Source organism: Alkalimonas delamerensis (assembly GCF_030717955.1).
Classification (GTDB): domain Bacteria; phylum Pseudomonadota; class Gammaproteobacteria; order Enterobacterales; family Alteromonadaceae; genus Alkalimonas; species Alkalimonas delamerensis.
In genome coordinates, this window is record NZ_JAUZVY010000002.1 from 347,878 (window position 1) to 372,909 (window position 25,032).

The 25,032-nt window shown below is 54.9% G+C and carries 21 protein-coding genes; 16 read left to right on the plus strand and 5 right to left on the minus strand.

The features are described 5' to 3' along the window. Window positions 1-5: 5 nt before the first annotated feature. The 6 genes from Q3O59_RS06025 (at window position 6) to Q3O59_RS06050 (ending at window position 6,949) form a co-directional block, all read left to right on the plus strand. Window positions 6-1,838 carry a DUF3466 family protein gene (locus tag Q3O59_RS06025; RefSeq protein ID WP_305944712.1) on the plus strand — a complete coding sequence of 611 codons (1,833 nt, stop codon included), beginning with the start codon at window positions 6-8 and terminating at the stop codon, window positions 1,836-1,838. A 51-nt stretch (window positions 1,839-1,889) separates the two neighbouring features. After that, window positions 1,890-2,366 (plus strand): TlpA disulfide reductase family protein, encoded by a 477-nt coding sequence (locus Q3O59_RS06030; protein ID WP_305944713.1) that lies wholly within the window; start codon window positions 1,890-1,892, stop codon window positions 2,364-2,366. A gap of 89 nt (window positions 2,367-2,455) precedes the next feature. Further along, complete coding sequence (locus Q3O59_RS06035; RefSeq protein ID WP_305944714.1) at window positions 2,456-3,583, plus strand: M14 family metallopeptidase; 1,128 nt, start codon at window positions 2,456-2,458, stop codon at window positions 3,581-3,583. Window positions 3,584-3,635: 52 nt separating this feature from the next. Continuing rightward, entirely contained in the window at window positions 3,636-3,968 is a 333-nt protein-coding gene (locus Q3O59_RS06040) for a zinc ribbon domain-containing protein (protein WP_305944715.1), read from the plus strand. Beyond that, the gene (locus tag Q3O59_RS06045; protein ID WP_228593288.1) at window positions 3,958-4,239 is read left to right on the plus strand and encodes a YeaC family protein; all 282 of its coding nucleotides are present in this window, start codon (window positions 3,958-3,960) and stop codon (window positions 4,237-4,239) included. Before Q3O59_RS06040 ends, Q3O59_RS06045 begins: the two co-directional genes overlap by 11 nt. Further along, complete coding sequence (locus Q3O59_RS06050; protein ID WP_305944716.1) at window positions 4,226-6,949, plus strand: DUF349 domain-containing protein; 2,724 nt, start codon at window positions 4,226-4,228, stop codon at window positions 6,947-6,949. The genes Q3O59_RS06045 and Q3O59_RS06050 overlap by 14 nt, the downstream gene beginning before the upstream one ends. Window positions 6,950-6,972: 23 nt before the next feature. Here the strand turns inward: Q3O59_RS06050 and ansA are convergent, their stop codons facing one another. Both ansA and sppA read right to left on the minus strand, forming a co-directional pair. Beyond that, window positions 6,973-7,992 (minus strand): asparaginase, encoded by a 1,020-nt coding sequence (gene ansA / locus Q3O59_RS06055; protein WP_305944717.1) that lies wholly within the window; start codon window positions 7,990-7,992, stop codon window positions 6,973-6,975. 63 nt (window positions 7,993-8,055) lie between these two features. Then, window positions 8,056-9,936: a signal peptide peptidase SppA gene (gene sppA / locus Q3O59_RS06060; protein WP_305944718.1), complete on the minus strand. Its 1,881-nt coding sequence runs from the start codon at window positions 9,934-9,936 to the stop codon at window positions 8,056-8,058. Between the two features lie 145 nt (window positions 9,937-10,081). Between sppA and Q3O59_RS06065 the strand changes: the two genes are divergently transcribed. The 4 genes from Q3O59_RS06065 (at window position 10,082) to Q3O59_RS06080 (ending at window position 15,775) form a co-directional block, all read left to right on the plus strand. After that, window positions 10,082-12,118 (plus strand): NADPH-dependent 2,4-dienoyl-CoA reductase, encoded by a 2,037-nt coding sequence (locus tag Q3O59_RS06065; RefSeq protein ID WP_305944719.1) that lies wholly within the window; start codon window positions 10,082-10,084, stop codon window positions 12,116-12,118. Between the two features lie 307 nt (window positions 12,119-12,425). Next, a complete protein-coding gene (gene glgC, locus Q3O59_RS06070) occupies window positions 12,426-13,661 on the plus strand; it encodes a glucose-1-phosphate adenylyltransferase (RefSeq protein WP_305944720.1) in 1,236 nt (411 codons plus the stop codon). A gap of 24 nt (window positions 13,662-13,685) precedes the next feature. Then, window positions 13,686-15,089: a glycogen synthase gene (locus Q3O59_RS06075; protein ID WP_305944721.1), complete on the plus strand. Its 1,404-nt coding sequence runs from the start codon at window positions 13,686-13,688 to the stop codon at window positions 15,087-15,089. 128 nt (window positions 15,090-15,217) lie between these two features. After that, window positions 15,218-15,775 carry an NAD(P)H nitroreductase gene (locus Q3O59_RS06080; RefSeq protein WP_305944722.1) on the plus strand — a complete coding sequence of 186 codons (558 nt, stop codon included), beginning with the start codon at window positions 15,218-15,220 and terminating at the stop codon, window positions 15,773-15,775. A 334-nt stretch (window positions 15,776-16,109) separates the two neighbouring features. Here Q3O59_RS06080 and asnS read toward each other — a convergent pair whose 3' ends face one another. Continuing rightward, entirely contained in the window at window positions 16,110-17,510 is a 1,401-nt protein-coding gene (gene asnS / locus Q3O59_RS06085; protein WP_305944723.1) for an asparagine--tRNA ligase, read from the minus strand. 120 nt (window positions 17,511-17,630) lie between these two features. On the opposite strand from asnS, the gene Q3O59_RS06090 reads away from it, so the two are divergent. Then, window positions 17,631-17,999, plus strand: a complete 369-nt coding sequence (locus Q3O59_RS06090) for a hypothetical protein (protein ID WP_305944724.1) — start codon at window positions 17,631-17,633, stop codon at window positions 17,997-17,999. A 17-nt stretch (window positions 18,000-18,016) separates the two neighbouring features. Here the strand turns inward: Q3O59_RS06090 and bioA are convergent, their stop codons facing one another. Continuing rightward, entirely contained in the window at window positions 18,017-19,288 is a 1,272-nt protein-coding gene (bioA, locus tag Q3O59_RS06095) for an adenosylmethionine--8-amino-7-oxononanoate transaminase (RefSeq protein ID WP_305944725.1), read from the minus strand. Window positions 19,289-19,394: 106 nt separating this feature from the next. Here bioA and bioB point away from each other — a divergent pair, with 106 nt between their 5' ends. Genes bioB through bioD form a run of 4 tightly spaced genes read left to right on the plus strand, consistent with a single transcriptional unit; the run spans window position 19,395 to window position 23,075 of the window. Further along, the gene (gene bioB, locus Q3O59_RS06100; protein WP_228589267.1) at window positions 19,395-20,435 is read left to right on the plus strand and encodes a biotin synthase BioB; all 1,041 of its coding nucleotides are present in this window, start codon (window positions 19,395-19,397) and stop codon (window positions 20,433-20,435) included. A gap of 5 nt (window positions 20,436-20,440) precedes the next feature. Further along, the gene (locus tag Q3O59_RS06105; RefSeq protein ID WP_305944726.1) at window positions 20,441-21,607 is read left to right on the plus strand and encodes an aminotransferase class I/II-fold pyridoxal phosphate-dependent enzyme; all 1,167 of its coding nucleotides are present in this window, start codon (window positions 20,441-20,443) and stop codon (window positions 21,605-21,607) included. Further along, window positions 21,607-22,401: a methyltransferase domain-containing protein gene (locus Q3O59_RS06110; protein ID WP_305944727.1), complete on the plus strand. Its 795-nt coding sequence runs from the start codon at window positions 21,607-21,609 to the stop codon at window positions 22,399-22,401. Before Q3O59_RS06105 ends, Q3O59_RS06110 begins: the two co-directional genes overlap by 1 nt. Continuing rightward, a complete protein-coding gene (bioD, locus tag Q3O59_RS06115; RefSeq protein ID WP_305944728.1) occupies window positions 22,398-23,075 on the plus strand; it encodes a dethiobiotin synthase in 678 nt (225 codons plus the stop codon). Before Q3O59_RS06110 ends, bioD begins: the two co-directional genes overlap by 4 nt. On the opposite strand, the gene pepE is transcribed toward bioD, so the two are convergent. Beyond that, complete coding sequence (pepE, locus tag Q3O59_RS06120) at window positions 23,064-23,768, minus strand: dipeptidase PepE (RefSeq protein ID WP_305944729.1); 705 nt, start codon at window positions 23,766-23,768, stop codon at window positions 23,064-23,066. The genes bioD and pepE overlap by 12 nt on opposite strands. 180 nt (window positions 23,769-23,948) lie before the next feature. On the opposite strand from pepE, the gene htpX reads away from it, so the two are divergent. Then, window positions 23,949-24,809, plus strand: a complete 861-nt coding sequence (gene htpX, locus Q3O59_RS06125) for a protease HtpX (protein ID WP_305944730.1) — start codon at window positions 23,949-23,951, stop codon at window positions 24,807-24,809. Window positions 24,810-25,032 lie beyond the last annotated feature (223 nt).

The window sequence follows — 25,032 nt, forward strand, 5'->3', positions numbered from 1 at the left end:
TTTGAATGAAATTATCACCCATCAGCCTGGCTTTGGTGCCGCTACTGACCGCAATGAGCGCTTCAGCCGCTGTGTACCAGGTGGTTGACTTAGGCGAAGTTGTTGATGCACGTGCCACCTATGCTACTTCGGTGAACGATCAAGGTGTGGCTGTGCTGAATGGTCGTCAGCTGTACTCGGTGGATATTGATATCAGCACCATTGATTTAGACAGCGATGTTCTTAATAACCTTTTTACCGAAGAGCAGCGCGCTGAGCTTGATGACGGCGTCTTGACAGCCGAGACCCATGCTATTTTGTACAATTTTTTGCTGGAGTGGCCGTCTGCCTTTACCCGCCGCTATCCAGCTCGCGATACGCAGATTGCCAACCTGGTGGAACGTTACAGTTTTCAACCGGTCAGCGTGACCGCAGCCTTTATTGAGCAGGGCCAGGGCGTTGAACCCTTGCGCTTTCGTACCACCGAGACAGAAATTGGTAACGATGAGCAGGTCGTAGGGCAAAATAATTTGGGCGTTCAGGTCGGTTTTGCAACCCCTCCATTTGAATACGTGCAGTTTACCCGCACTACCGATCCTGAGTCGGTCGACGAAGGTGACGATATCCCTGAGCCCACCGAACACTGGATTTGGCAGCCGAATGGTGCTCAACGCCTTGGTGTGGTTCGTGTTGGTGATCAGCGACTGACTCTAACGCCTGTGTATGCGGAGTTTGGTGGTGGTTCCAGTGCGGCCTGGGGCATCAGCGATGAAGGCTTGATTATTGGCAATGGCAGTGTGGGCGTCTCCGACAACTTTCGTACCGCACAAGAGCGTGACTGCCGTGGTTTCAGTGCGCCAGAGATCAACTGTTACCACTTTTGGCACTCACTAAGTTCGGTCAGTGCGCCCAGTTATCTGCTACGGGCCATGACCTGGCAGCTGCAACCTGATCTGAGCGTCTCCGAGCCAGAAATTTTGGGTTTTTTGGGCGATAAAGGCAGCAATGAGCCGCATCCGGAAACAGAGTTAACCCCGGTGCAGTACACCAGCAGCGCTTTTGCAGTGAACAACAATGGCATCATTGTTGGGCAGTCGACCTACTCCGACTCGGGTGATATCGTCCGGGTTGAGCGATGCAACCCTTACACAGGTTGCTTTACCCAGCAATTTATTTACCAAAGCCAGCGTGCTTCTCTGTTTATTGATGGCCAGGTGTTGCCGGTATTTGCTGCCGAAGATCGGGATTGGCAACAAAGCGTCGCGACCAACATCAACAACAACGATATCGTGGTGGGGTACGCGGTGCCGACGCGGTCCATTTCCGGCCAGTTCCCTCGCCGGATGTTTTACTACGACATCAGTGCGCAACAGATGGTTTTTCCAGAGGACTTATTTGTCAGCGCCAACACCCATCCGCGAGCGATTAACGATCAAGGCATTGTGGTTGGACGTACCGAGGCCATCGTCGCGTCGGTTAAGCGTCAGCGGGCTTTTAAGTACAACATTGCTGAAGACAGCTTTATCGATTTGAATACTTTGCTGGAGTGCGACAGCCCGTACACCCTGGTTGATGCCACCAGCATCAACAACAGCAATGAAATACTGGCAACAGCCGTCACCGAGGTGCCGCTGCGCAATTCTTTTGGCGAAGTGCTGCTGGACGAGGATGGCAATCCAAGAACTGAGTTTCAGGCCCGTGCGGTCAAGCTGAATCCTGTTGCCAATGGCGAGCCGAGCGATTGCGGCGTAGAAGATGAATTGGTTTACGACCGTAAGAGTGCAACAGGCTCTTTGTGGAGTGCATTGGGTCTTGGGCTGCTGTTGCTCTGGCGTCGTCGCCTGCAGCGCAACGGCTAGATCGTGCAGTAGGGCACTCTGTCCTCTTGGCAGAGTGCCGTGGCTTGTTCCATGATACGTTCCTTGTTGTTGCACCTCATCGCAGTGATGCTGATTGTTCAAACGGTTGCCTGGTTTCGTGAGCGCAGCCTGCTTCCAGCTGATACCTTAGCCCCGATGTTTTATCACCGTACACTAGACCACGGCTGGCTAAGCCGGGATGATCTTGTGGGGCAACCAACGGTGCTGTATTTTTTTGCCCCCTGGTGCAGTGTCTGCAAGTACAGTATGCCAAATCTGGAGGCTTTGCAGCGCGATGGCTGGAATCTGGTGGCTGTTGCTTTGAGTTATCAGGATTTGGCTGAGGTCCAAGACTTTGCCGATGAATTGGGCCTTAGCATGCCGGTGGTGCTTGGCAATGACCAGTTACAACAGGACTACCAAATTCGTGGTTTTCCAACCTACTATGTGCTGGATGATGAAGGTCGGGTGCAACGCAAGTCGATGGGCTGGAGCAGCCGGCTTGGTCTGGAACTCAGAGCGCGTTAGGCTGTTTTCTCTGCCTGGTTATGGTACTCTTGGCACCAAATTATAAGGCTGCTCCGCAGCCGCTGTTTTTTGACAACCTCGGAATCCCTATGAAAATTACCGCTCAATTTGACAGTGGCAATATTGAGGTGATCAGTGCTACCGATCCTTCCGATATTCGCCTGGCTATTCGCAAAGACAATGCTTCAGACTTTTATCAGTGGTTTCACTTCCGTTTGCACAGCCCGCATCGCGAGCTGCATACCTTAAAAATCATCAATGTAAATGACTCTGCCTACCCGGATGGCTGGAAAAATTACCAGGCTGTGGCTTCCTACGATCGGCAAACCTGGTTCCGGGTCGATACCGATTACAACGGTCAGGAGCTGGTGATCAGCCATTACCCGGAAGCCGACTCGATTTACTTTGCCTATTTTGCACCCTACAGCTACGAGCAGCACCTGGATCTGGTGCAGCAGGCGCAGCTGCATGAGCGTTGTCAGCTGGTCGAGCTGGGGGAAACCCTGGATGGCCGCGATATGAGCTTGTTGGTGATTGGTGAGCCCGGTGAGGGCAAACGTCGTATCTGGATCACGGCAAGACAACATCCGGGAGAAACCATGGCCGAGTGGTTTGTCGAAGGCATGCTGGAGCGTTTGCTGGACGACGAAGATGCCGTTGCCCGAAGCCTGCTGGATAAAGCTGTTTTCTATGTGGTACCAAATATGAACCCGGATGGCGGTGCCCGTGGTCACTTGCGAACCAATGCGGTTGGGGTAAATCTGAACCGTGAATGGCAAGCACCCTCGATGGAAAAAAGCCCGGAAGTCTTTCTGGTTCGACAAATGATGCTGGAAACTGGCGTCGACATGTACCTGGATGTGCATGGCGATGAAAACATCCCATACAACTTCCTGGCCGGCAGTGAAGGGGTGCCATGCTTTGATGCGCGCATGCAGTCGTTGGAGCAAAACTTCCGCCAATACCTGTTGATGGCAACGCCGGAGTTTCAAAATGAGATTGGTTACGAGGTGGATGCACCTGGCCAGGCCAATATGACCGTGGCATCAAACTGGGTGGCGCAACAGTTTAACTGCATGGCCTTTACACTGGAAATGCCATTTAAAGACAACGACAAGTTGCCCGATGACCTCTATGGCTGGAGCGATGTGCGCTCGATGAAATTTGGCCACGACAGCTTAACGGCTGTGTTGGCCATTGTGGATCAACTTCGTTAACCAAAGCTGCTGTGCTGTCATTGGCAGCACAGCCAGCAGGCAAGGGGAGACTATGGCGATTATCAGTTGTCCGTCCTGCGGGCAAAAAGTTTCGGACAAAGCACCATCCTGCCCCAAGTGTGGCATGGGCATCGCAGAATTGGATCAGGAAAAACTGGCCGCGATGGCACGTGACCGACGCTTAAACCAAAGTCAGTCTTTGATGACGCAATCGATGATTGCAATGATTTTGTTTCTTGCCGGTTTCTTTTTTTACTGGCAGTTGCCGCCCTATGGCTGGCAATACTATGCGGCCATTGCGGCCATTGGTGTTGGCTTTATCTGGTATCTGGTCAACCGGGTCCGGATTCTGATGTTGAAGCGAAAATCCAAACATGGACTTTGACTCCTTAATCGGCGCCTTGACGCCTGAAACCTATCAAAAGCTGGCGGATGCGGTGGCTACAGGGCGCTGGCCCGATGGCAAGCTGCTGTCGGAAGCGCAACGTTCACACAGCATGCAGCTGGTGATGGCTTATCAGGCCAAAATACTGAAAAGCGATGAGCCTTTTACCATTGGTGCCGATGGGCAGATGGTACAAAAAAGTAAAGCTGAACAGAAGGCAGCCTGGCAGCAACAAGCAGCGATAGCGCGGTTTGACCATGATGATCTTTAAACGATTGCTTCGGCCTAAGTGGCAGGATCCAAACCCGGATAAGCGGATAGCCGCCATTGCTGAGTTATCTGAATCCCAGAGTGATTACAAACAAATCCTGCATGAGCTGGCTTTTAACGACGGTCAGATGGCTGTGCGTCAAGCAGCGCTCGAGAAGCTCAATGATTTTTCACTCTGGTGGCAAGCCAGCAAAAAAGAAGCCTCGGAACGCTTGCGTGCCGAGGCCGAGCGCCGGGTGGTTGAGATGGTCACCGCCAATCAGCTGACCTTGAGTTTGAAGCAGCAGTTTATCGCTGAATGTCAGCGCAGCAGTGTGCTGGAGCATATCTTGCGTCTGGAGCAGGATAGATCCATTCGCTTGGCCTTGCTGCAGCGGCTGGACCGGCAAGACCTCTATCAGCAAGCGGTGCAGGATCCCAGTTGGGAACTTAAGACCCGACTCGAACTCTTGCCAAGGATTGAGGATGAAAAAACGCTGCAGGCGTTGCAAAAGCAGCTGGAGCCCGCTTTAGCTACCGCCATTGACCAACTGCTTACTGAGCGGCGGGAACAACAGGAAAAGCCCATTCGCCTGTGTAAACAGGCCAGTTTAATTTTATCCAAAATCAATGCCTTAAAAGACCGCTCACCGGCCGACAGTCAGCAGCGCTATGGCCAGTACCAACAGGAGTGGGCCGATTTGGCTGACGCCCTAAACGAGTTGGACGAGGCCGCAGCGCTCTTTGCTAAGCATCAGCAGTTGAGCCAGTCGGTTGAACATTTTTTTGCCGACAGCTGGCAGCAACAGGCACAGCAGAGGTTGGCCGAGGAGCAGCAGCAACAGCAGCAGCTGCAAATCAATGGCATTCGCAAAGCCATCACCGCGCTTGAAATCGACGTGCTGCAAAGTTTGCGGCAAAACCTGCCTCAAGCCAATGTGCAGCAACTGGACCAGTTCAATGGCCAGTACCAAGCGCTGGCCGCGCAGCTTGAGCAGGCAGAAATCCCAGCTACTGAGCGGGTTAGGTTGCAGCGGGCGCTGGAGCAGTTGGGCAGTCAGCTGGCCGACTTACCCCGGGTCGCGCTTCGATTCAGTCAGGCGGAGCAGCTGCTGCAGCAATGGCAGGCTGAGGCCATGCCTGACACGCTGGAGGACTGGCAAGCCGCCAGTACCAGCTGGCAGCAGTACCGGCAGCGTTGGCAGCAGTTGGTCGACGATCTTAGCTTGCCTTTGCCAGAGGATCTCAAGCAACAACAACAGACACTGCAACAGCAGTGGCAAAGCATTGCTAATGGCTTTGAACAGCAGCTGACGCAAGCGCTGCGGCAATGCCGCGGCAAACTGCATGAATTTGCCCGCTTACACCAGGCGGGGAAGTTTAAATCGCTGTTTGGTTTGTTCAAAGGCATTGAAGCCAGCTATCAGCTGCTGTTGCCAGAGCAACAACAACAGCTGCAAAGTCGCTTTGAGCAGGCGCGCGAGCAGTTGGCACAATTGGCGGATTTGCAAGCCTTTATTGCCGGACCACGGCGCGAAGCCTTGGTACAGCAGATGCAGCAATTGGCTGCCGAGCCCATGTTTGATGCCAATGAGCGGGCTGCTTTGGTGAAAAAGGCCCGTGCCGACTGGCTGTCGCTGGGTAAAACCGACAGCGAGCAGCAGGCCAGTTGGCAGCAGGCATTTGACGAAGCCTGCGAAGCGGCCTATGCGCCATGCCGGGAATTTTTCGCCGCTCAGCAAGCCGAGCGTGAACAACATGCCAGCGCCAAGCAGGCGCTGCTGACGCAAACAACAGCGGAGCTTGCTGCTTCAGAGTCGGATCCTTTCGCGCTGCTGCGGCAACTGCAGCGGCAATGGCAGGCCATAGGGCCTGTGCCAAAAGCGCAACTGGCCAGTCTGCAACAGGGCTACCGTGAGCTCTGTCAGCAATTGCGACAACAGGGGCGGGCACAACAGGCCGATTGTGCTGAGCGAAAGCAACAGCTAATCCAGCAAGCTCAGGCAGCAACCGAGCAACAAGAGCCTGGCCAGGCTGCGGTGATGCTAAAGCAATACCAGCAGGCCTGGAAGCAGATACCCTATGCAGGCAAAGGGGTGGATGACGAGCTTTGGCGTCAGTTTCGTGCCATTTGCGATGCATTTTTTGCCAAACTCAAGGCCAGTCGTCAGCAGCAAGAGCAGCAGCGCCAGCAACAGCAGCAGGTGTTGCAACAGCAGCTTGCGGATTGCGATCAGGCACTGGCGCAGAGTGATCAGCCGCAGCAGCTTAGCTCCCTGCAAACCCAGTTGAAAGCACTGGACTTAAGTGGCTTTGACTCTTTGCAGCGCTCTCGGCAGCAGTTGCTGGACAAGTTGGAGCAAAAGCAGCACCAGCAACATCAAGCTCAGGCGCTGCAGGCTTATCAACAACTGTTTGAGGCGCTTCGAAACGGCACTGATTTTGACAGCTTGCCAGCGGTGTGGCGCGACGCCATGCAGCAACAGCCAGATCCCCTGAGTCGGTCTGAGTTAACCCTGGTGCTGGAGCTGATGATCACCGGCGAAGCGAGCGATGCATCTGCCAGTGCTCAGCAAATATCAACCCTCAAGTTGCAGCTGTTGGCGGAGAAGCACAACAAAGCCAGTTCTTTTAGCAAGGAGACTATGCTGGCCCGCTGGCTGAGCCATGGGCCACTGGCAGCCAATGAGTTGCCGTTGCTGGAACGGTTGGAGCGTGTGCTAAGCCTTTAGCGGTTGCCTTTGGGAATAGACGCTTAGTTTTTGCTCAGCTCACCGCGCAGGTTCTGCTGCATTTGCTGGCGAACCTGTTCGGTGTCGATCCCCTGGCTCAGCAGATAGTGCAGTTTGGTCAGCGCCGCTTCCAGCGTCATGTCGTAGCCGCTGATCACGCCATGGGCTTTCAGTGCGTTGCCAGTGGCGTAGCCCTCCATATTGACCTGCCCACGAAAACACTGGGTGCAATTGACAATCACCGTGCCGCGCTCTGTCGCCTGCTGCAATGTGTGCAGCAGCTCAGGCTGTTGCGGAGCATTGCCAACACCATACGACTTGATGATTAAAGCTTTCACCGGCGCGGCCGCCATATTGGCAATCACATCGACGCTGATCCCCGGATAGAGGGTCACCACACTGATAGGTTGGGGCACCACTGCCGCAACTTTGAGTGGGGCCGCATGCCGCTCTGTGGTGCTCAGGGCACCAGCCTGCAAGCGGATCTGAATGCCGGCTTCCAGCAAGGCGGGGTAGTTGGGCGAGGCAAAGGCATTGAAGCCATCGGCATCGGCCTTGGTGGCGCGATTGCCACGAAACAGTTGATTGTTAAAAAACAACGATACTTCATGGATGGGGTAATAGGCTGCCAGATAAAGTGCATTCAACAGATTGACCTGGCCATCGCTGCGCAGTTGGGCCAAGGGGATTTGTGAGCCGGTAACAATCACAGGCTTGGCCAGGTTCTCCAACAAAAACGACAAAGCCGAAGCCGTGTAAGCCATGGTATCGGTGCCATGCAGCACAACAAAACCATCGTAGTCGGCGTAATGCTGTTGAATGTCGTTGGCAATTTGCAGCCAATGGGCTGGCGTCATGTTGGAGGAGTCTATCAACTCGGGGTATTCATGAATGCGAAACTCCGGCATTTCCTGGCGAAAAAACTCCGGCATGTTTTGCACCGTTTGGGTCAAAAATCCCGGGGCAGGCACAAAACCCTGGGCCGACTTTTGCATGCCGATGGTACCGCCTGTGTAGGCAACATAAATGCGTTTCTTGCTCATGGCTGGCCTCATAAAAAAATGCCCGGCTAAAGCCGGGCATTGTAGCGAAGGATCAAGCGGCTGTCAGTCGATTTGACAGAGCAAACAGAAAGCGTACAAGCCCTGCGGATCGTTAAAGTTGCTTAAAGTCACAAAGTCATGACGCAGCTGCTGTGTTAAGCGGCCAAGTGCCTGACGCTCAGCCCCTACCACCGATTGTGGCAACCAGCCTTGGTTGGCGGCACCACCAAAGATATCCACCACCATCTGCTCGAAAGGGCTCAGCTGGTGGCCGATGACCTTGACATCATAGTTGGTAAGACCGGCGCGCTCGGCGGCTGCAGCTATGGCATCTTCAAAACTGCCTAAGTTGTCGACCAGGCCATACTCCAGCGCTCGCTGACCGGTAAAGACACGGCCCTGAGCGACCTGATCCACGTCCTCAATGCTCATGCCCCGGTGCTCACCGACCATGCTAAGGAAATCCTGATAGCCACGTTCAATCAGCAACTGGAAGATATCTTTTTCACGCGGTTGCAGACCTTTGAAAAAAGGCAAGCCCGAGCTCAAGCCAGATAGCTCGGTAGTACCGACGCCATCGACGTTGAGGCCCAAAGCGCCGAAACTGTCTTCCAAGCTGTGAAACAAGCCGAAAATACCAATGGAACCAGTGATGGTGGTTGGGGCGGCCCAAATTTCAGTGGCCGGAGCAGCTATCCAGTAACCGCCAGAGGCTGCCACAGCACCCATCGAGGCAATGACCGGCTTACCGGCTTCACGCAGAGCTTGTACCTCACGGCCAATAATTTCCGAGGCGAAGGCGCTGCCACCGCCACTGTCGATACGGAGCACCACGGCTTTGACTTTGTCGTCATTGCGGGCTCGGCGCAGCATGGCTGCTGTACTGTCGCCGCCAATGGTACCGGCCCTGGCCGTGCCATCGACAATCATACCGCGCGCCACCACCACCGCGACTTTGTCCGTCAGTGGGTTGTCAATTTGACGGCTGGGTACTACCAGGCTGCGGTAATCATCAAAACTGATGTAATTGTAGCTCTGGTTGTCATTTTGACCGACCAGCTCGATCATCTTCTGACGAAATGCTTGGTGGGTGGTTAACTGATCGACCAGACCCAGTGCCAGTGCCATTTCGGCCATATCGCCATCGTGTTGCTGCAATGCCTGGTAAAAATCGTCGCGTGTTTCGATAATGCTGTCGGCAGCAAAACCACGGCGCTCTGTCACCTCGGCCTTGTAGCTGTCCCACAGATCGTTCAGCCAAAACAAGGTGTCTTGCTTGGCCTCTTCCGACATATCGTCACGCATAAAGGGTTCAACCGCAGACTTGTAGGTACCAACCCGAAATACGTGAGTGTTTACTTTGAGCTTTTCCAGCGCACTTTTGTAGTACATCGGGAAGCTGCCATAGCCTTCGAGCAGCACTGCGCCTAAGGGGTCCAGGTGCACTTCATCGGCATGGCTGGCCAAAAAATACTGGTTTTGGCCGAAAAAGGTACCACGGCTGTAAATTTTCTTGCCAGCAGCTTTGAAGTTTTCCAGCTCAGCGCCGACAGCCTGCAACTTGTCGAGCGAAGCCCGACCAAGCCTGGAAAGGTCCAACACCATGGCTTGAATACGATCATCGGTGGTAGCCTGTTGCACCACGCGAATCACATCGGAGACCAAGACTTCCGGTGTTTCCGGCTGAGCACCGAGACTTTCATTGAGCAAGGTGGTGAAAGGGTCGACAAAACGTTTTTCTTCGACCAGATCACCTTGTAAGTTCAGCAACAAGGCTGCTGTTGGCGGAACCTGAACTTTATCCTTACTGCTGAAAATGCTGATCAACACCACCAGCACTATCAGAATGAACAAGGTATTTAAGATCAGTGAGCGAAAGACTTTGTAACCACGCCAAATGCCTCCAAAGAAGCGACGTACAAGTCCGGGGTTGGCTGCTGACATACGTATTCCTAAACAACGACTACTGGAAAGAGGTCATTCTATGCTAGCGAATTTAGCCGTCAATGCGAAATGCAATTTGTAAGCAAATGTACATATTGCGCATCCCGAACAAACCAGCTACTCTGAACACCATAGAGTAACAGGTATGACCAGAGAGGGCGATGTGGCCTACCAACATTTATTGCAGCCATTGGACTTGGGCTTTACCCAGCTTCGCAACCGGGTGGTGATGGGATCGATGCACACCGGGCTGGAAGAAGAAAAAAACGGTTTTGAGAAATTAGCCGCCTTTTATGCCGAGCGCGCCAAAGGAGGCGTTGGCTTAATTATTACCGGGGGCATCAGCCCAAACTTTCGTGGCAACCTGGTGCCTTTTGGCAGCCAGCTCAGCTTTGGCTGGCAGCTAAAAAAACACCGCCAAGTCACGGCTGCAGTGCATCAGGAAGGTGCAAAAATCTGTCTGCAACTGCTGCATGCCGGTCGCTATGGCTATCATCCGTTTAATGTCGCACCAAGTAAAATAAAATCCCCGATCACCCCTTTTACCCCCTCGGAAATGTCCAATCGTCAGATTAAGGGCACCATTACTGATTTTGCCAAAGCCGCCGAGCTGGCGAAAAAGGCCGGTTACGATGGGGTTGAAATCATGGGCTCTGAAGGCTACCTCATCAATCAGTTTATTTGTCAGCGCACCAATCAGCGCAAGGACGACTGGGGTGGCAGTTTTGAAAACCGCATCCGCTTTCCGCTGGAAACCATTCAGGCAGTTCGGCAGCGCTGTGGCGATGACTTTATTATTGTCTATCGCTTGTCGATGCTGGACCTGGTTGAAGATGGCAACAGTTATGAGGAAGTGGTGGCTTTGGCCAAAGCGGTGCAAGAAGCTGGCGTGACCATCATCAATACCGGCATTGGCTGGCACGAAGCAAGGATCCCGACCATTACCACCCGGGTGCCCCGAGCCGCTTTTAGCTGGATCACCGAGCGGGTGCGCAAGGAGATTGACATTCCGGTGATGGCCACCAACCGCATTAATACGCCACAGGTGGCCGAAGACATTCTGGCGCACGGTCAGGCCGACATGATCTGCATGGCTCGGCCCTTTTTGGCCGATGCCGATTTTGTCAACAAGGCTGCGGCCAACAAAGCCGACGAAATCAATACCTGCATTGCCTGCAATCAGGCCTGTCTGGATCATGTGTTTCAGAAAAAACGGGCCAGCTGTTTGGTCAACCCGAGAGCCTGTTATGAAACCGAATTGAATTTTGAGGCGGCCTCTCAACCGAAAAAACTGGCGGTGGTCGGTGCCGGGCCTGCCGGCCTGGCATTCAGTGTTTATGCGGCGCAGCGTGGTCATCAGGTCACCTTGTTTGATAAGTCGCATCAGATCGGAGGCCAATTCAATTACGCCAAACAGATCCCGGGCAAAGAAGAATTTTACGAAACGCTGCGCTACTTTGGCCGCATGCTGGAGCTGCACCATATTGAGCTTCGGCTAAACAGCGAACAAACGGTTGAGTCGTTGCAACAGGCTGGCTTTGACGAAGTGGTGCTGGCTACCGGTATTGTCCCTCGTCCGGTTGAGATTGACGGCATCGATCATCCGATGGTGCTGAGCTATCTGGATGTGCTGCGCGATCACAAGTCGGTTGGCAAAAATGTCGCCATTATCGGCGCCGGCGGTATTGGTTTTGATGTCGCCGAGTACCTGACCGAGAGCAACTCCCTGACGCTGCAGCCCGAAGCCTGGCTCAAAGAGTGGGGCGTGGATAAGGCCTATCAGGCTCGCGGCGCTTTGCTGCCGGAACATCGCCCCGAACCGGCGGCTCGCAAAATCTACTTGCTGCAACGTAAAAGCACCAAAGTGGGTGCTGGCCTTGGCAAAACCTCGGGCTGGGCACATCGGGCGTCATTAAAAAGCAAAGGTGTGGAAAGTATCGCCGGGGTGCAGTACCGCAAAGTAGACGACCATGGTCTCTGGATTGAGATGGATGGCGAAGAGCGTTGTCTGCAAGTCGACAATGTGGTGGTTTGTGCCGGGCAGTTGCCATTGCGTGAGCTGCAATCTGGTCTGGAAACTGCTGGGATCCCGGTGCACTTGATCGGTGGAGCTGACGTGGCCGCCGAGCTTGATGCCAAACGCGCCATTCGTCAGGGCGCAGAGTTGGCCGCCCGCATTTAGCTCCTGCTATTTAACGAGGGCCATGCTGCCTGGCAGCAAGGCCCTTGTGGTTTTTCACGCTTTCCTCTCTTGTCGGCCCCTTGAAGCTTTGCTAGCCTGAATGTACCCAAAGAGGGCATCAAGCACTGTTTTGGTGCGCTTGGAGCGAGGCGGCTGTTGTGTTTTGGTGCAATTGTCATGCTGTTGACATACTGCCCGCCTAGATTACCGCATACGTATGCAGTGCCAGCGTCTATACTGCATTGTGGCCTCAGCTTTGCAAACGAATTTGCAGCAAGCTTTCTTTTCTTTGTTACAGGGAGTCGGTATGTCAGGTGTATTAACGATGATTTTAGCCGGAGGCGAGGGCACTCGTCTGGCGCCTTTAACCGGGATCCGCGCCAAGCCAGCGGTGCCTTTTGGTGGCAATTATCGCATCATAGATTTTGTGTTGAATAACTTTGTTAACTCGGACTTTCTGCAGATTTTCGTCATTACTCAGTTTAAATCCCATTCATTGATGAAGCATCTGGGACGAGCCTGGCGGGTGTCCGGCCTGACCAACCGCTTTATCGATCCCATTCCGGCGCAAATGCAAACCGGCAAACACTGGTATCTGGGCACGGCCGATGCCGTCTATCAAAACCTGCACCTGATCCACGGTCTGGATCCGGAGCAGGTTTGCATCTTCGGTGGCGATCACATCTACAAAATGGACGTACGGCAAATGCTGGATTTTCACCGTCAAAACAACGCCAGCATGACGGTCGCTGCCATTCCGGTGCCGGTCGCCGATGCGCATCACTTTGGGGTGATTGAAGTCGATAGCAGCGGCAAGATGATCGGCTTTGAAGAGAAACCCAGCAACAATCCGAAAACCATCCCGGGTCGGCCCGATTACGTGCTGGCCTCGATGGGTAACTACATTTTTGAAAAAGACTGCCTGATTGACAGCCTGGAAGCCGATGCGGCCGATGTGGATTCCAGCCATGATTTTGGCAAGAACATCATTCCGAAGCTGTTTCCCGCCGGTGATGTCTATGTGTATGACTTCTCGAGCAATGTGATCCGTGGCGAGCAGGAAATTTCGCGCGGTTACTGGCGCGATGTCGGCACCCTCGACTCTTACTACGAAGCCAATATGGATCTGATTGCGGTGATCCCGCCTTTCGATTTGTACAACCGCTACTGGCCACTACGTAGCTACACACCGCCGATGCCACCGGCTAAGTTTGTGCATGATGAAGCCAACCGTACCGGCCAGGCCATCAGTTCGATGGTATCCTCCGGTTGCATCATCAGTGGCTCCATCGTGTATCACTCGATATTGGGCTACAATGTGCACGTCCACAGCCACTCGTACATCGAAAAATGCGTGCTGATGGGCAACAACGACATTGGACGTGGCTGCCGCATCCGGCGCGCCATTATCGACAAAGATGTAAAAATTGCTCCCAATACCGTAATAGGTGAAGATCTCAGCCTGGACCGGCAACGATTTCATGTCTCCGACGGGGGCGTCATTGTGATCCCGAAAGGCTCCAGAGTCGGGTTTGATCAATAACTGTCTGAAGGAAAGCATGCTCCAATGCGTATTTTGATGTTGTGCAGTGAGTACGAAGGTTTAATCAAAACCGGTGGCCTGGCCGATGCCTGCCGCGGCCTGACCAAAGCCTTGGTTGAAGCCGGCCATGAAGTGCTGGTGATGCTGCCGCGCTATGCGTCCTTGTACGAGACGCCAACAGAGGCCTGGCAATCGGTGTATTTGACACTGGGTGAGCGCACCCTGGGCTGTGCTGTCCGGCATTTAACACTGGACGGCGTTGCCATTGCTCTGGTGGAGCATCACGAGTTTTTTCAACGACTGCGTCCTTACGACGATGGCGACCAGGGCTATGGCGATAACCCGCTGCGCTTTGCTTTTTTTTGCAAAGCCGCTCTTGCCTGGTGCCGTGAGCAGCACTTTTGTCCCGACATTATCCATGGCCACGATTGGCAAACTGCTCTGGCTGGGGTGTATTTGCAGCAAGAGCAGGCGCAGGATGATTTTTTCGCGCAGAGCCGCTTTGTCTTTACCATTCACAATGGTGCTTATCAGGAAGTGGTTCACCCGGATTGGGCGGCGCAGTTGGAGCTGCCGCCAGAGCCGGCAGGTGTCAACCTGCTGCAGCATGGTGTGGAAAGTGCCAGCAAGCTCAATACCGTCAGTCAGGGCTATCGTGATGAGCTTTTGACCGAGCCCTCCGGCATGGGGCTGGCGGCTTTGTATCAGTCCAGGCAGCCGGATTTTAGCGGCATTCTCAATGGTTGCGATTACAGCCTGTGGCACCCGGCGCAAGACCGGCATCTGGTGGCCCATTACGATTGGCCGGATTTAACCGGCAAAGCAGACTGCAAGGCCTGGTTGCGGCAACACCATCAATTGCCGGAGAAATCCGTCCCACTTTTTGTCGCTGTCAGTCGCATCACTGGCCAAAAAGGCTTTGATTACTTGCTGCCGGCGCTGGAGCAATGGTTGCCTACGACCGAATCGCAGTTGTTGATTATGGGCACAGGCGAGCGGCGCTACACCCAGGCCTTGTTTGAACTGGCTGCCCGCTTTAAAGGACAGATGAGTTTTGTGATGGGCTTTGATGAAAGTCTGGCCCACAAAATCGAAGCCGGTGGTGACTACTTTTTAATGCCGTCTTTGTTTGAACCTTGTGGCCTCAATCAAATCTACAGCTTGCGTTACGGTACTGTGCCCATTGTCCGAGCCACCGGTGGCTTGAAGGATACGGTGGTACCATACCCGGCAAAAGGCAGTACCGGCATTCACTTTAACGAGCCCTGCGCCGAGGCTCTGCTGGGGGCTTTGCAACAAGCGGATGAGCTGTATCGGCAGCCCAGGCAACTGACTGCGATGCAGCAACGGGGCATGGCGCAGCAATTTAGCTGGCAGCAAGCGCGTCAGGCTTACGAGGCCATGTACCAGGCAGCGCTGGCGGACTGAGCAGTCTGAGCATTCGCCAAGCGCTTGCACGCAAATCCGCACAAAAGCCGTAGGCAGGCCACACAACTTCTGCTAGCCTAGCAGTTCGTTCTATCACGGTTTTCTTTCGCTCTGAAAAGGGTTTTTCTATGGATGCGATCACCTTATTGACCACACGGCAGTCTTGCCCCCGTTTAATGGAGCCTGCACCTGCTGGGGATGACTTGGATTTAATTAAGCGTGCGGCCTTACGGGTGCCGGATCATGGTGGCTTGCGCCCCTGGCGCTTTAGCATTGTCCAGGGCAAAGCTGCGCTGGAGCGGCTGGGCGACATTTTTGCCGAAGCCGCCGTCGAGGACGATCCTTCCATTGCCAATGAGCTGTTGGAGCGTGCCCGGCAATTGCCGCTGCGGGCCCCGATGGTGATTGTCTGCATTGCCCGTTGCAACACTACCGCCAAGATCCCGCTGCACGAACAGGTGCAATCGGCCGCCTGCTCCGTGATGGCAATGCAGCAAGCCGCCTTTGCGCTGGGCTATGGCGCCATCTGGCGAACTGGCATGTACGCGGAAATGGAGTTTGTCAAACAATCGCTGGAGCTGGGCGAAGACGATGAGATTGTCGGCTTTTTGTATCTGGGAACACCTGTTAATCCGGTTCGTATCCGCGCGGAGCTGGACCCGGCGGATTTTTTCTCAGATTTCTGACAATTAGGGCGTGTTGACCTTTGCTGTTTGTTTTTGCAGCTGCTTGGCTGGTATTTATACAAGGCAAAGGTTGTAAGGTGTAGTTATTCTACATGAAACAAGCTTTAACGCAGTAGAAATGCCAGCCAAGCGCTGCCCGAAGGGTTCGTCTGGCGACGCTCTGCTCTTTGTCACTCGTCACTTATTTAGAATCACTAAACTGCGCTCCTCGTTTCGCGATCAAAGCGCCGCCAGAGCAAACAAAATCTAAACAGCAAAGGTCAACACGCCCTAGTGTGTGGCTAGAAACAACAAGCCCCGCATCGCGGGGCTTGTTGTTTGTCTGCAAGGACGATTAGAAATCGGCATTGCCAGGGGTGCGTGGGAAGGGGATCACATCCCGCACATTGCCCATGCCGGTGACATAGCTGACCAGACGCTCAAAACCCAGACCAAAGCCAGAGTGAGGCACGGTGCCATAACGGCGTAGATCGCGGTACCAGCCGTAATCGTCTTTGTTCAGGCCCATGGCTGCCAGCCGCTCATCCAGCTTGTCGAGGCGCTCTTCACGCTGACTGCCACCAATGATTTCACCAATGCCGGGTGCCAGAATGTCCATCGCCGCCACCGTCTTGCCATCTTCGTTCAAGCGCATGTAGAAAGCTTTGATGTCTTTCGGGTAGTTTTGCAAAATAATGGGCGCGCCCACATGCTCTTCGGCCAGGTAGCGCTCGTGCTCGGACTGCAAATCGATGCCCCATTCGACCGGGTAGTTGAAGGTTTTGCCGCAGTTTTGCAGGATCGCAATCGCATCGGTGTAGTCCATCCGTACAAAGCTGGAGTCGACCATCTTTTGCAGGCGATTGATGGCGTCTTTATCGACCCGCTCGGCAAAAAAGGCCATGTCATCGGCCCGCTCTTCCAGCACCGCTTTAAAGACATACTTCAGCATGTCTTCAGCCAGTTGGGCTACATCGGCCAGCTCGGCAAAGGCGACTTCCGGTTCAATCATCCAGAACTCCGCCAGATGGCGGCTGGTGTTGGAGTTTTCGGCGCGAAAAGTCGGGCCAAAGGTATAGACCTTCGACAAAGCACAGCAGTAGGTTTCCACGTTCAGCTGGCCGGAGACCGTCAGGAAGGTTTCCCGATCGAAGAAGTCCTGGCTGTAATCTACTTTTCCATCGTCGGTACGAGGCAGGTTCTCCAGATCCAGGGTGCTAACCCGGAACATTTCGCCAGCCCCTTCGGTATCTGAGCCGGTGATGATGGGGGTGCTGATCCAGTAAAAGCCACGCTGATGGAAAAAGCGGTGGACTGCCTGGGCTAAACAGTTGCGGACCCGGGTGACTGCGCCGTGAATGTTGGTGCGTGGACGCAGATGGGCGAACTCGCGCAGGTACTCCATCGAGTGGCGTTTTGGCGCCATTGGGTAGGTATCGGGGTTCTCAACCCAACCGACCACCTGCACAGCGCTAGCCTGGATCTCAAACTGTTGGCCCTGGCCTTCCGAGCGGGCAATCTGGCCGCTGACGATCACCGAGCACGCCGTGGTTAAACGTTTTACTTCACTGTCGTAATTGGCCAGATTGGCTGGTACCACGGCCTGGACGGCGTCGAAGCAGCTGCCATCGTGCACAGCCACAAAAGAAATACCGGCTTTGGAATCGCGTTTGGTACGAACCCAGCCTTTGACAGTGACGGTATCGCCAACAGCGTAGCGACCGCTTAAAACATCATGAATCACAGCATCGGACATGCTTGAGAGCTCCGTGTAAAGTTGGAAACCTGGCGGTTAAATTTGGTCAAAACAACAAGACATGTAATGATACTGACGCAGTGACTGAACACAAGCAAAACTTGGGTTTTTAATGCCGATATGACCACAGAGCATGGTGCTTACAAAAATGATCGCCGCCGTGGCCCGGACTGGGTACGACGCTTGTTTGGCTGGCTGGCGATTTTGGCCTGGCTGTGTTTTATTCTGGCCTTGTTGCTGGTGCATTTTGCCCGGCCGGAAATGGATACCGGCCTGGTGCGTTACTGGGAGCTGGAGATCCGTGACGACTGGCATCCGTTATTAACCAACTGGCTGCAGTGGATCCTCTATGCCACCGCAGCGCTTAGCGCCATCAGCTTGTTGTTAAACCGGCTGCGGCTTAGGCGAAAAAGCGACCGGCTGCATTTTAATCTGGTGCTGTTGCTGCTGGCATCCATTGCTTTAGGGCTCTACTTGCTTCGCCTGTAACATCGGTCGATAACGGCTCAGACCCCAACGGCGCGGCGCATTGAGGCACAGAGCTTGCAGAGCTGTGCTGCGCTGATGATAAAGGGCGGCATTAGATAGATCAGCCGGTTAAAAGGCCGGATCCAAACCCCGTCGTTGACAAAATGCTGTTGCAGCTTTGCCACATCGACCTGCTGATGCATCTCCAGCACCCCAATCGCGCCCAGTACCCGGACTTCTTTCACCTCAGGCGAGGCCTGGCAGGGAGCCAGCTCGGCTTTTAGCTGCGCTTCAATGGCCGGGACCTGTTGTTGCCAATCACCGGCCTGAATCAATGTCAGGCTGGCGTTGGCCACTGCGCAAGCCAGCGGGTTGGCCATAAAGGTAGGGCCATGCATCAGACCGCCGGCTTCACTTTGGCTCACGCCAAACGCCACCTGATCGGTACAGAGGGTGGCCGCCATCGTCATGTAACCGCCGGTCAGGGCTTTGCCCAGACAAAGGATATCCGGGCTGATCCTGGCTTGCTCACAGGCAAAGAGGCTGCCGGTACGGCCAAAGCCGGTGGCAATTTCATCGGCAATCAGCAGCACATCAAACTCATCGCACAGAGCGCGGCAGCCGGCCAGATAGTCGGGATGATAAAAGCGCATGCCGCCATAGCCTTGCACCAGAGGCTCGACGATCAGAGCAGCGATATACGAATGCCGCTGCTGCAGCAATTGTCGAAGTGGTTGCAGGCTCTCGGGTCGAAAATCCTGGTGGTAAGGGCTTTCCGGTGCCGGTAAAAAGTGGTGCTGCGGCAGTAACTTGCTGAACATACTGTGCATGCTGTCCACCGGATCGCACACCGCCATGGCGGCAAAGGTATCGCCATGGTAACCCTTGCGCAGACTGATCAGTTCGGTTTTGCCGCTGTGACCAAGGCCTTGCCAGTATTGCAGTGCCATTTTAAGCGCGACTTCGACCGCGATGGAGCCGCTGTCGGCCAGGAAAACTTTGCGAAGTGGAGCCGGAGTCATGGCGACCAGCTGTTGGCACAAGCTGATGGCCGGCGGGTGAGTAATGCCGCCAAACATCACGTGCGCCATCTGGCCCAGTTGCTGTTGAATGGCCTGATCCAGCACCGGATGACGGTAGCCATGCACCGCCGACCACCAGGACGCTGTGCCATCGACCAGCCGCTGACCATTATCCAGGATCAATTCACAGCCTTCAGCGGCCACCACCGGATACACCGGCAAAGGATCCTGCATCGAAGTGTAAGGGTGCCAGATGTGCTCACGGTCAAAGGCCAAATCAATGCTCATAAAGTAACCATCAGTAAAGTTATGTCGGTGAATCAGATTGACAAGTTGGGGTTGGCGGCTAGACTAGCGAAAAATAACCCGAACCACAATCCAAATGGGGAACCTCATGCCAGCAGCCATCCGTCACGACTGGAGCCTAGCCGAAGTCAACGCGCTTTTCGCACTGCCATTCAACGACTTATTATTTCAGGCCCAGACGGTGCATCGTCAGCACTTTACCCCGAACGAGGTGCAGGTCAGTACTTTGCTGTCGATCAAAACCGGCGCTTGCGCCGAAGACTGCAAGTACTGCCCGCAAAGTGGGCACTACAACACCGGCCTGGAGCGCGAACGCCTGCTGGAAGTCGAGAAGGTGTTGCGTCAGGCCCAGGCCGCTAAAGAGAAGGGGGCCACCCGCTTTTGCATGGGCGCAGCCTGGAGCAACCCCAAGCAGCGTGATATGCCGTACCTGATTGAAATGGTGCGGGGCGTTAAAGCCATGGGTCTGGAAACCTGCATGACGCTCGGCATGATTGACCCGGAGCAGGCGCAAAGCCTGGCCTCTGCCGGTCTGGATTACTACAACCACAACCTGGATACCTCACCGGAATTTTACGGCGAAATTATTACCACCCGTACTTATCAGGATCGGTTGGATACGCTGCAACACGTGCGTGATGCCGGCATGAAAGTCTGCTGCGGTGGCATCCTGGGGATGGGGGAGTCGGCCAATGATCGCTCAGCCTTGCTGATGCAGCTGGCCAACTTGCCGGAGCACCCGGAAAGTGTGCCTATCAATATGTTGGTAAAAGTGCAGGGCACGCCGCTGGAAAACGTCGACGACATGGATGCTTTTGATTTTATCCGTGCCATTGCCGTGGCTCGTATTCTGATGCCGGCCAGCCATGTGCGCTTATCGGCCGGTCGCAGCCGGATGAACGAGCAAATGCAGGCCTTGTGCTTTATGGCCGGCGCCAACTCGATTTTCTACGGTGATAAGTTACTGACCACCGACAACCCGGAAGCCGATGCCGATATGCAACTGTTTGCCAAGCTCGGGATCCGCCCGGAGCAGCGTCAGGATGTATCGGACGAAGCCCATGCGCTGGCGCTGGCCGATGCCATCAAAGAGCAGCAGCAAGCGCCGCTGTATCACGCCGCCGGTTAACGCCGATGGATCAGACCCGCATGCAGCTGGCGCTGCAGGAGCGACGTCAGCTGCAACTGCATCGCAATCAAGCCCCTTTGCAGCCACTGACGGCAGGCCTGCTGCGAGGGGGCGGCAAGGATTACCTGAATTTTTCCGGCAACGATTACCTTGGTTTGTCACAGGAGCCGGTCGTGCTGAAGGCGTTGTGCGACGGTGCCAGCCGCTATGGCCTGGGCAGTACCGGCTCACCTTTGGTGACCGGGCATCAGTACCCACACCAGGCGTTGTGCGATGCGCTCTGTGACTGGCTGGGCTTTGACGATGTGCTGCTGTTTTCCTCTGGCTTTGCCGCCAATCAATGCATGCTGCAAACCCTGGCTGCCAGCGAGGAGCGGTTGCTGCTGGATAAACTGAGCCACGCCTCGCTGATTGATGCTGCCAAACACCATGCTGGCGGCTTTAAACGCTTTTTGCACAACGACCTGAGCTCGCTTGACAAACTGCTGGCACAAACCCTACCTGCCAAGGCGGTGGTGGTGACCGAAGGGGTCTTTAGTATGGATGGCGACAGTCCGGACTTGGCAGCGCTGAGTGCCCTGTGTCAGAGGCATGCTGCGCCTTTGCTGTTGGACGATGCCCACGGCCTGGGCGTGCTAGGCAGCGAAGGGAGGGGCAGCTGGCAGCAACAAGGGCTGACGCCCGCCTCGTTGCAAGCCTGTATGGGCAACTTTGGCAAGGCACTGGGTGGCTCAGGTGGTTTTGTTGCCGGCTCTGCTACCGTCATTGATTACCTGCGTCAGTATGGTCGTCATTACATCTACAGTACGGCGCTGTCACCGGCGCTTTGCGTGGCACTTCGTGAAGCCGTTTTGCTGTGCCGTCAACAAAGCTGGCGCCGGGAGCGGCTGGCCGCTCATATTCAGTTGTTGCAGCAACTGGCCAAGGCTGAGGAGCTGCCAATGCTGGCATCGGATTCCGCTATTCAACCTGTGCTGATTGGCGATACCAGCCAGGCGCTGGCCATCAGCGATGCCCTAAAGCAACAGGGGATTTGGTTGGGGGCAATCCGACCGCCAACGGTGGCTCCGGGCAGTGCCCGTCTTCGCATTACCTTAAGTGCCGCCCATCAGCCGGCTCAGATCCGGCAGTTGGTGCAGGCACTTGGTCAGGCTTATCGGGGGACGCATTGATGGCTGGGCATGCTCCGGCCATTGCCGCGCATTTTGGCAAAGCCAGTCAGAGTTACGAATCGGCCGCCCGCTTGCAACGTCACAGCGGTTACGCGGCACTGAAGCTGCTGAAACCGGTTCCGCGTAACCAGTTGTTGGATCTGGGCTGTGGCCCGGCCTGGCTGCATCCAGAGCTGGCTAGCCAGTGCCAGACCTTGCTGGCTGCAGACTTGAGTGCCGGCATGCTGCAGCAGGCCAGGCAGCTTGGGCTGGCCAGTCAGTACCTGCAAGCCGATGCTGCTGCGTTGCCTTTGCCGGCTCGGAGTCTGGATGCGGTGTTTTCCAATTTAATGCTGCAGTGGTGCCCAAGGCCGGCAGAGGTCGCTTCCGAGTTGCAACGGCTGTTACGACCAGGCGGCCAGGCGGTGATTACCAGCTTGCTGCACGGCACTCTGGCCGAGTTGCGGCAGGCTTTTTTAGCCGCTGGTCTGCCGGTGCATGTCAATGCTTTCTTAAGCGCCGATGTGCTGCTCAGTGCCATGCAGCAGGGAGCACCAGCCATGCAGTGGCAGCTTCGCACCGAGTCTGTGCAGTTGCCTTATCCGGATGTGCTGGCGCTGGCGCGTGAGCTAAAATCGCTGGGCGCCAATTATGTGCTGGCTGCAGACGCAGAGTCTGGGCGGGGTTTAACCGGCCGCCGCTACTGGCAGCAATTGCAACAGGCGTATCCTTGCCCTGAGACAGCCAATCGAGCTGCTCCCAATGGCATCGTCGCCAGTTACCAGCTGGCTTATTTGGTTGGAGTCAAAGCATGAACGCCTTTTTTGTCACTGGCACCGATACCGATGCTGGTAAAACCTACGTTAGCCGCGCTTTGCTGCAGGGGCTACACCAAGCAGGCTTTCGAACCATTGGAGCTAAACCAATCGCAGCCGGAGTGGATGGCACCGGGCAAAACCCGGATGCACTGGCGCTGCAGGCAGCCAGCTCGGTGCCACTGGACTACGCGGCCATCAATCCCATCTTGCTGCAAGCGGCGGTAGCGCCGCATCTTGCCGCTGCCATCGAGCAGCAGCCATTGGATGAAGAGGTGCTGAGCCAGCAGCTTCGTGCATTAAAGCAACAAGCCGATTTGGTGTTGGTTGAAGGGGCCGGTGGCTGGTTGCTGCCATTATCGGCCAGCCGCTATCTGGCCGATTGGGTGGCTGAGCAGCAATTGCCGGTGCTGTTGGTGGTGGGGATGAAGCTGGGCTGTTTGAACCACGCCATGCTGACAGTACGCGAAATTGAACGCTCTGGCCTGCGCTTGCTCGGCTGGGTTGCCAATGGCGTCGATCCGACAATGCAGCTGCAACAGGAAAACATTGCCGATTTGCAGCAGCGCATCCCAGCGCCATGCCTTGGCATCGTGCCGCACCAGCCCGAAGGGGCCAGCTCGTTGCTGCAGCAGCAACTGGCTGGCGCTTTGCTGAATGCACTAAAGCTGTAGTAACGCCGATAGCTCGCTGCCTGCTGTCAGCTGGGATTTAGTGCCGCCTATAAACCGATAAGCGCCCGACTCGCCGAGCACAGTGAGCTGTTCCCCCTGGCGCAGCAAGGCACTGCCTTCCGGTAAAGCAATGATCGGCATCTCAGGCTCTAACACCATAAATTCGGCCAGGCGCATATCGCGGGTTTCGCCATGAAAATCGGCCGGGTGCTGATCGGTGTAATGCGGGTTCAGCTGAAACGGCAGCAGGCCCAGAGCGTCAAAGGACTCCGGCTGCACAATCGGCATATCGTTGGTGGTACGGATGCTTAAGCCGGTCAGGTTGGCCCCGGCACTCCAGCCGATGTAAGGCAGTCCTTCGGTTACGCGTTTTTTGATCAGCGCCAGTAAATTCAATTGCTGCAGCCGCTTAAGCAGTGCAAAGGTATTGCCGCCACCCACCAGAATCGCCTCGGCTTGCTCGATGGCGTTGGCCGGGTTGTCAAACCGATGCAGGCTATCGACTGCAATACCAAGGGGGGCTAATGCCTCAACGACCTTGGCCTGATAGGCATCAAAGTCGACACTCACCCCGGCATAAGGGACAAACAGCAAGCGCGAACAGCCGCTAAGATGCTGCTTAATCCAGGGCAGGTAAGGCACCAGATAATCGCTGTTATTCACTTTGGAACTGCTCAGGGCTAAAAGCTGCATCATATCTCCGTGGGTCGAATTGGGGGCAGGTTGTGATTAAAGAGGAAGCAAGTGTACGAAAGCAATTACCCGCTGACAACTTTGCTTACACTCTTTCAGCGCGCTTTTCATCGCGTATTCATTGAAAATTCAGATGCTAGCCTTATATTAAGGACAGTTGATTTTTAAAAGAGGTTCACCATGAAAAGAGTGCTGTTGTTTTTAGCGACCAACCTGGCTGTGCTGGTGGTGCTGAGTATTGCACTGAGTATTATTTTTACCTTCTTCGGCATTGATCGCGGCAGCATTGGCGGTTTGCTGGTGTTTGCGGCCATCTTTGGTTTTGGTGGTTCTTTTATCTCGCTGGCAATGTCCAAATGGATGGCCAAGCGCTCCACCGGTGCGGTGGTGATTGAACAGCCGCGCAACGCTACTGAGAAATGGCTGGTGGACACCGTCGCCCGTCAGGCGCGTCAGGCAGGCATCGGCATGCCGGAAGTGGCTATTTACGACTCGCCGGAAATGAACGCCTTTGCCACCGGCATGAATCGCAACGAATCTCTGGTCGCTGTCTCTACCGGCTTGCTGCGCAATATGCGTGAAGACGAAGTCGAAGCTGTATTGGCGCACGAGGTATCGCACATCGCCAATGGCGACATGGTGACACTGACCCTGATCCAGGGGGTGGTCAATACCTTTGTTATTTTCCTGGCGCGTTTGATTGCCGGTGCTATACGGCAGAACAACCAACAGCTGGGCACCATGGCGTACTTCGGCATTGTGATAGCGCTGGAAATGCTGTTTGGTGTGCTGGCCAGCATCATCGTGATGTGGTTCTCGCGCCAGCGTGAATACCGCGCCGATGCCGGTGCCGCTCGCTTGGAAGGTCCCAATAAAATGATCGCTGCTTTGCAGCGGCTGCAACACAATCACGAAAGCCGGCTGGAAGGCAGCATGGCCGCTTTCGGTATCGCTGGCGGCGGCAAGAAGTCTGAGCTCTTTATGTCGCACCCACCGCTGGAAAAACGCATCGCTGCGCTGCAAAACCGCCGAGAGTTTTAAGCCAATAAGGCTTAAACAACCTCCCAAAAACCGGCTCCGCAAGGGCCGGTTTTTTTCTGCCGTTCAGTTCGCAGTTACTGTGGTTGACAAAGATGGGAAAGTATCGGGCAATTTGAAAGACACACGCTTTATTCGTGCGGTCATGCATCAAAAACCGTAAACCTTGGTATAGGCAAGATAGGCAGTAATCTCTCACTCCTTTAGCCCGCACCGATAGCACGAC

Excerpts from the sequence above, each read along its gene's own strand:
- Q3O59_RS06025 (WP_305944712.1), top strand. The coding sequence starts at position 6 with ATGAAATTATCACCCATCAGCCTGGCTTTGGTGCCGCTACTGACCGCA.
- Q3O59_RS06030 (WP_305944713.1), top strand. The coding sequence starts at position 1,890 with ATGATACGTTCCTTGTTGTTGCACCTCATCGCAGTGATGCTGATTGTT.
- Q3O59_RS06035 (WP_305944714.1), top strand. The coding sequence starts at position 2,456 with ATGAAAATTACCGCTCAATTTGACAGTGGCAATATTGAGGTGATCAGT.
- Q3O59_RS06040 (WP_305944715.1), top strand. The coding sequence starts at position 3,636 with ATGGCGATTATCAGTTGTCCGTCCTGCGGGCAAAAAGTTTCGGACAAA.
- Q3O59_RS06045 (WP_228593288.1), top strand. The coding sequence starts at position 3,958 with ATGGACTTTGACTCCTTAATCGGCGCCTTGACGCCTGAAACCTATCAA.
- Q3O59_RS06050 (WP_305944716.1), top strand. The coding sequence starts at position 4,226 with ATGATGATCTTTAAACGATTGCTTCGGCCTAAGTGGCAGGATCCAAAC.
- ansA (WP_305944717.1), bottom strand. The coding sequence starts at position 7,992 with ATGAGCAAGAAACGCATTTATGTTGCCTACACAGGCGGTACCATCGGC.
- sppA (WP_305944718.1), bottom strand. The coding sequence starts at position 9,936 with ATGTCAGCAGCCAACCCCGGACTTGTACGTCGCTTCTTTGGAGGCATT.
- Q3O59_RS06065 (WP_305944719.1), top strand. The coding sequence starts at position 10,082 with ATGACCAGAGAGGGCGATGTGGCCTACCAACATTTATTGCAGCCATTG.
- glgC (WP_305944720.1), top strand. The coding sequence starts at position 12,426 with ATGTCAGGTGTATTAACGATGATTTTAGCCGGAGGCGAGGGCACTCGT.
- Q3O59_RS06075 (WP_305944721.1), top strand. The coding sequence starts at position 13,686 with ATGCGTATTTTGATGTTGTGCAGTGAGTACGAAGGTTTAATCAAAACC.
- Q3O59_RS06080 (WP_305944722.1), top strand. The coding sequence starts at position 15,218 with ATGGATGCGATCACCTTATTGACCACACGGCAGTCTTGCCCCCGTTTA.
- asnS (WP_305944723.1), bottom strand. The coding sequence starts at position 17,510 with ATGTCCGATGCTGTGATTCATGATGTTTTAAGCGGTCGCTACGCTGTT.
- Q3O59_RS06090 (WP_305944724.1), top strand. The coding sequence starts at position 17,631 with ATGACCACAGAGCATGGTGCTTACAAAAATGATCGCCGCCGTGGCCCG.
- bioA (WP_305944725.1), bottom strand. The coding sequence starts at position 19,288 with ATGAGCATTGATTTGGCCTTTGACCGTGAGCACATCTGGCACCCTTAC.
- bioB (WP_228589267.1), top strand. The coding sequence starts at position 19,395 with ATGCCAGCAGCCATCCGTCACGACTGGAGCCTAGCCGAAGTCAACGCG.
- Q3O59_RS06105 (WP_305944726.1), top strand. The coding sequence starts at position 20,441 with ATGGATCAGACCCGCATGCAGCTGGCGCTGCAGGAGCGACGTCAGCTG.
- Q3O59_RS06110 (WP_305944727.1), top strand. The coding sequence starts at position 21,607 with ATGGCTGGGCATGCTCCGGCCATTGCCGCGCATTTTGGCAAAGCCAGT.
- bioD (WP_305944728.1), top strand. The coding sequence starts at position 22,398 with ATGAACGCCTTTTTTGTCACTGGCACCGATACCGATGCTGGTAAAACC.
- pepE (WP_305944729.1), bottom strand. The coding sequence starts at position 23,768 with ATGCAGCTTTTAGCCCTGAGCAGTTCCAAAGTGAATAACAGCGATTAT.
- htpX (WP_305944730.1), top strand. The coding sequence starts at position 23,949 with ATGAAAAGAGTGCTGTTGTTTTTAGCGACCAACCTGGCTGTGCTGGTG.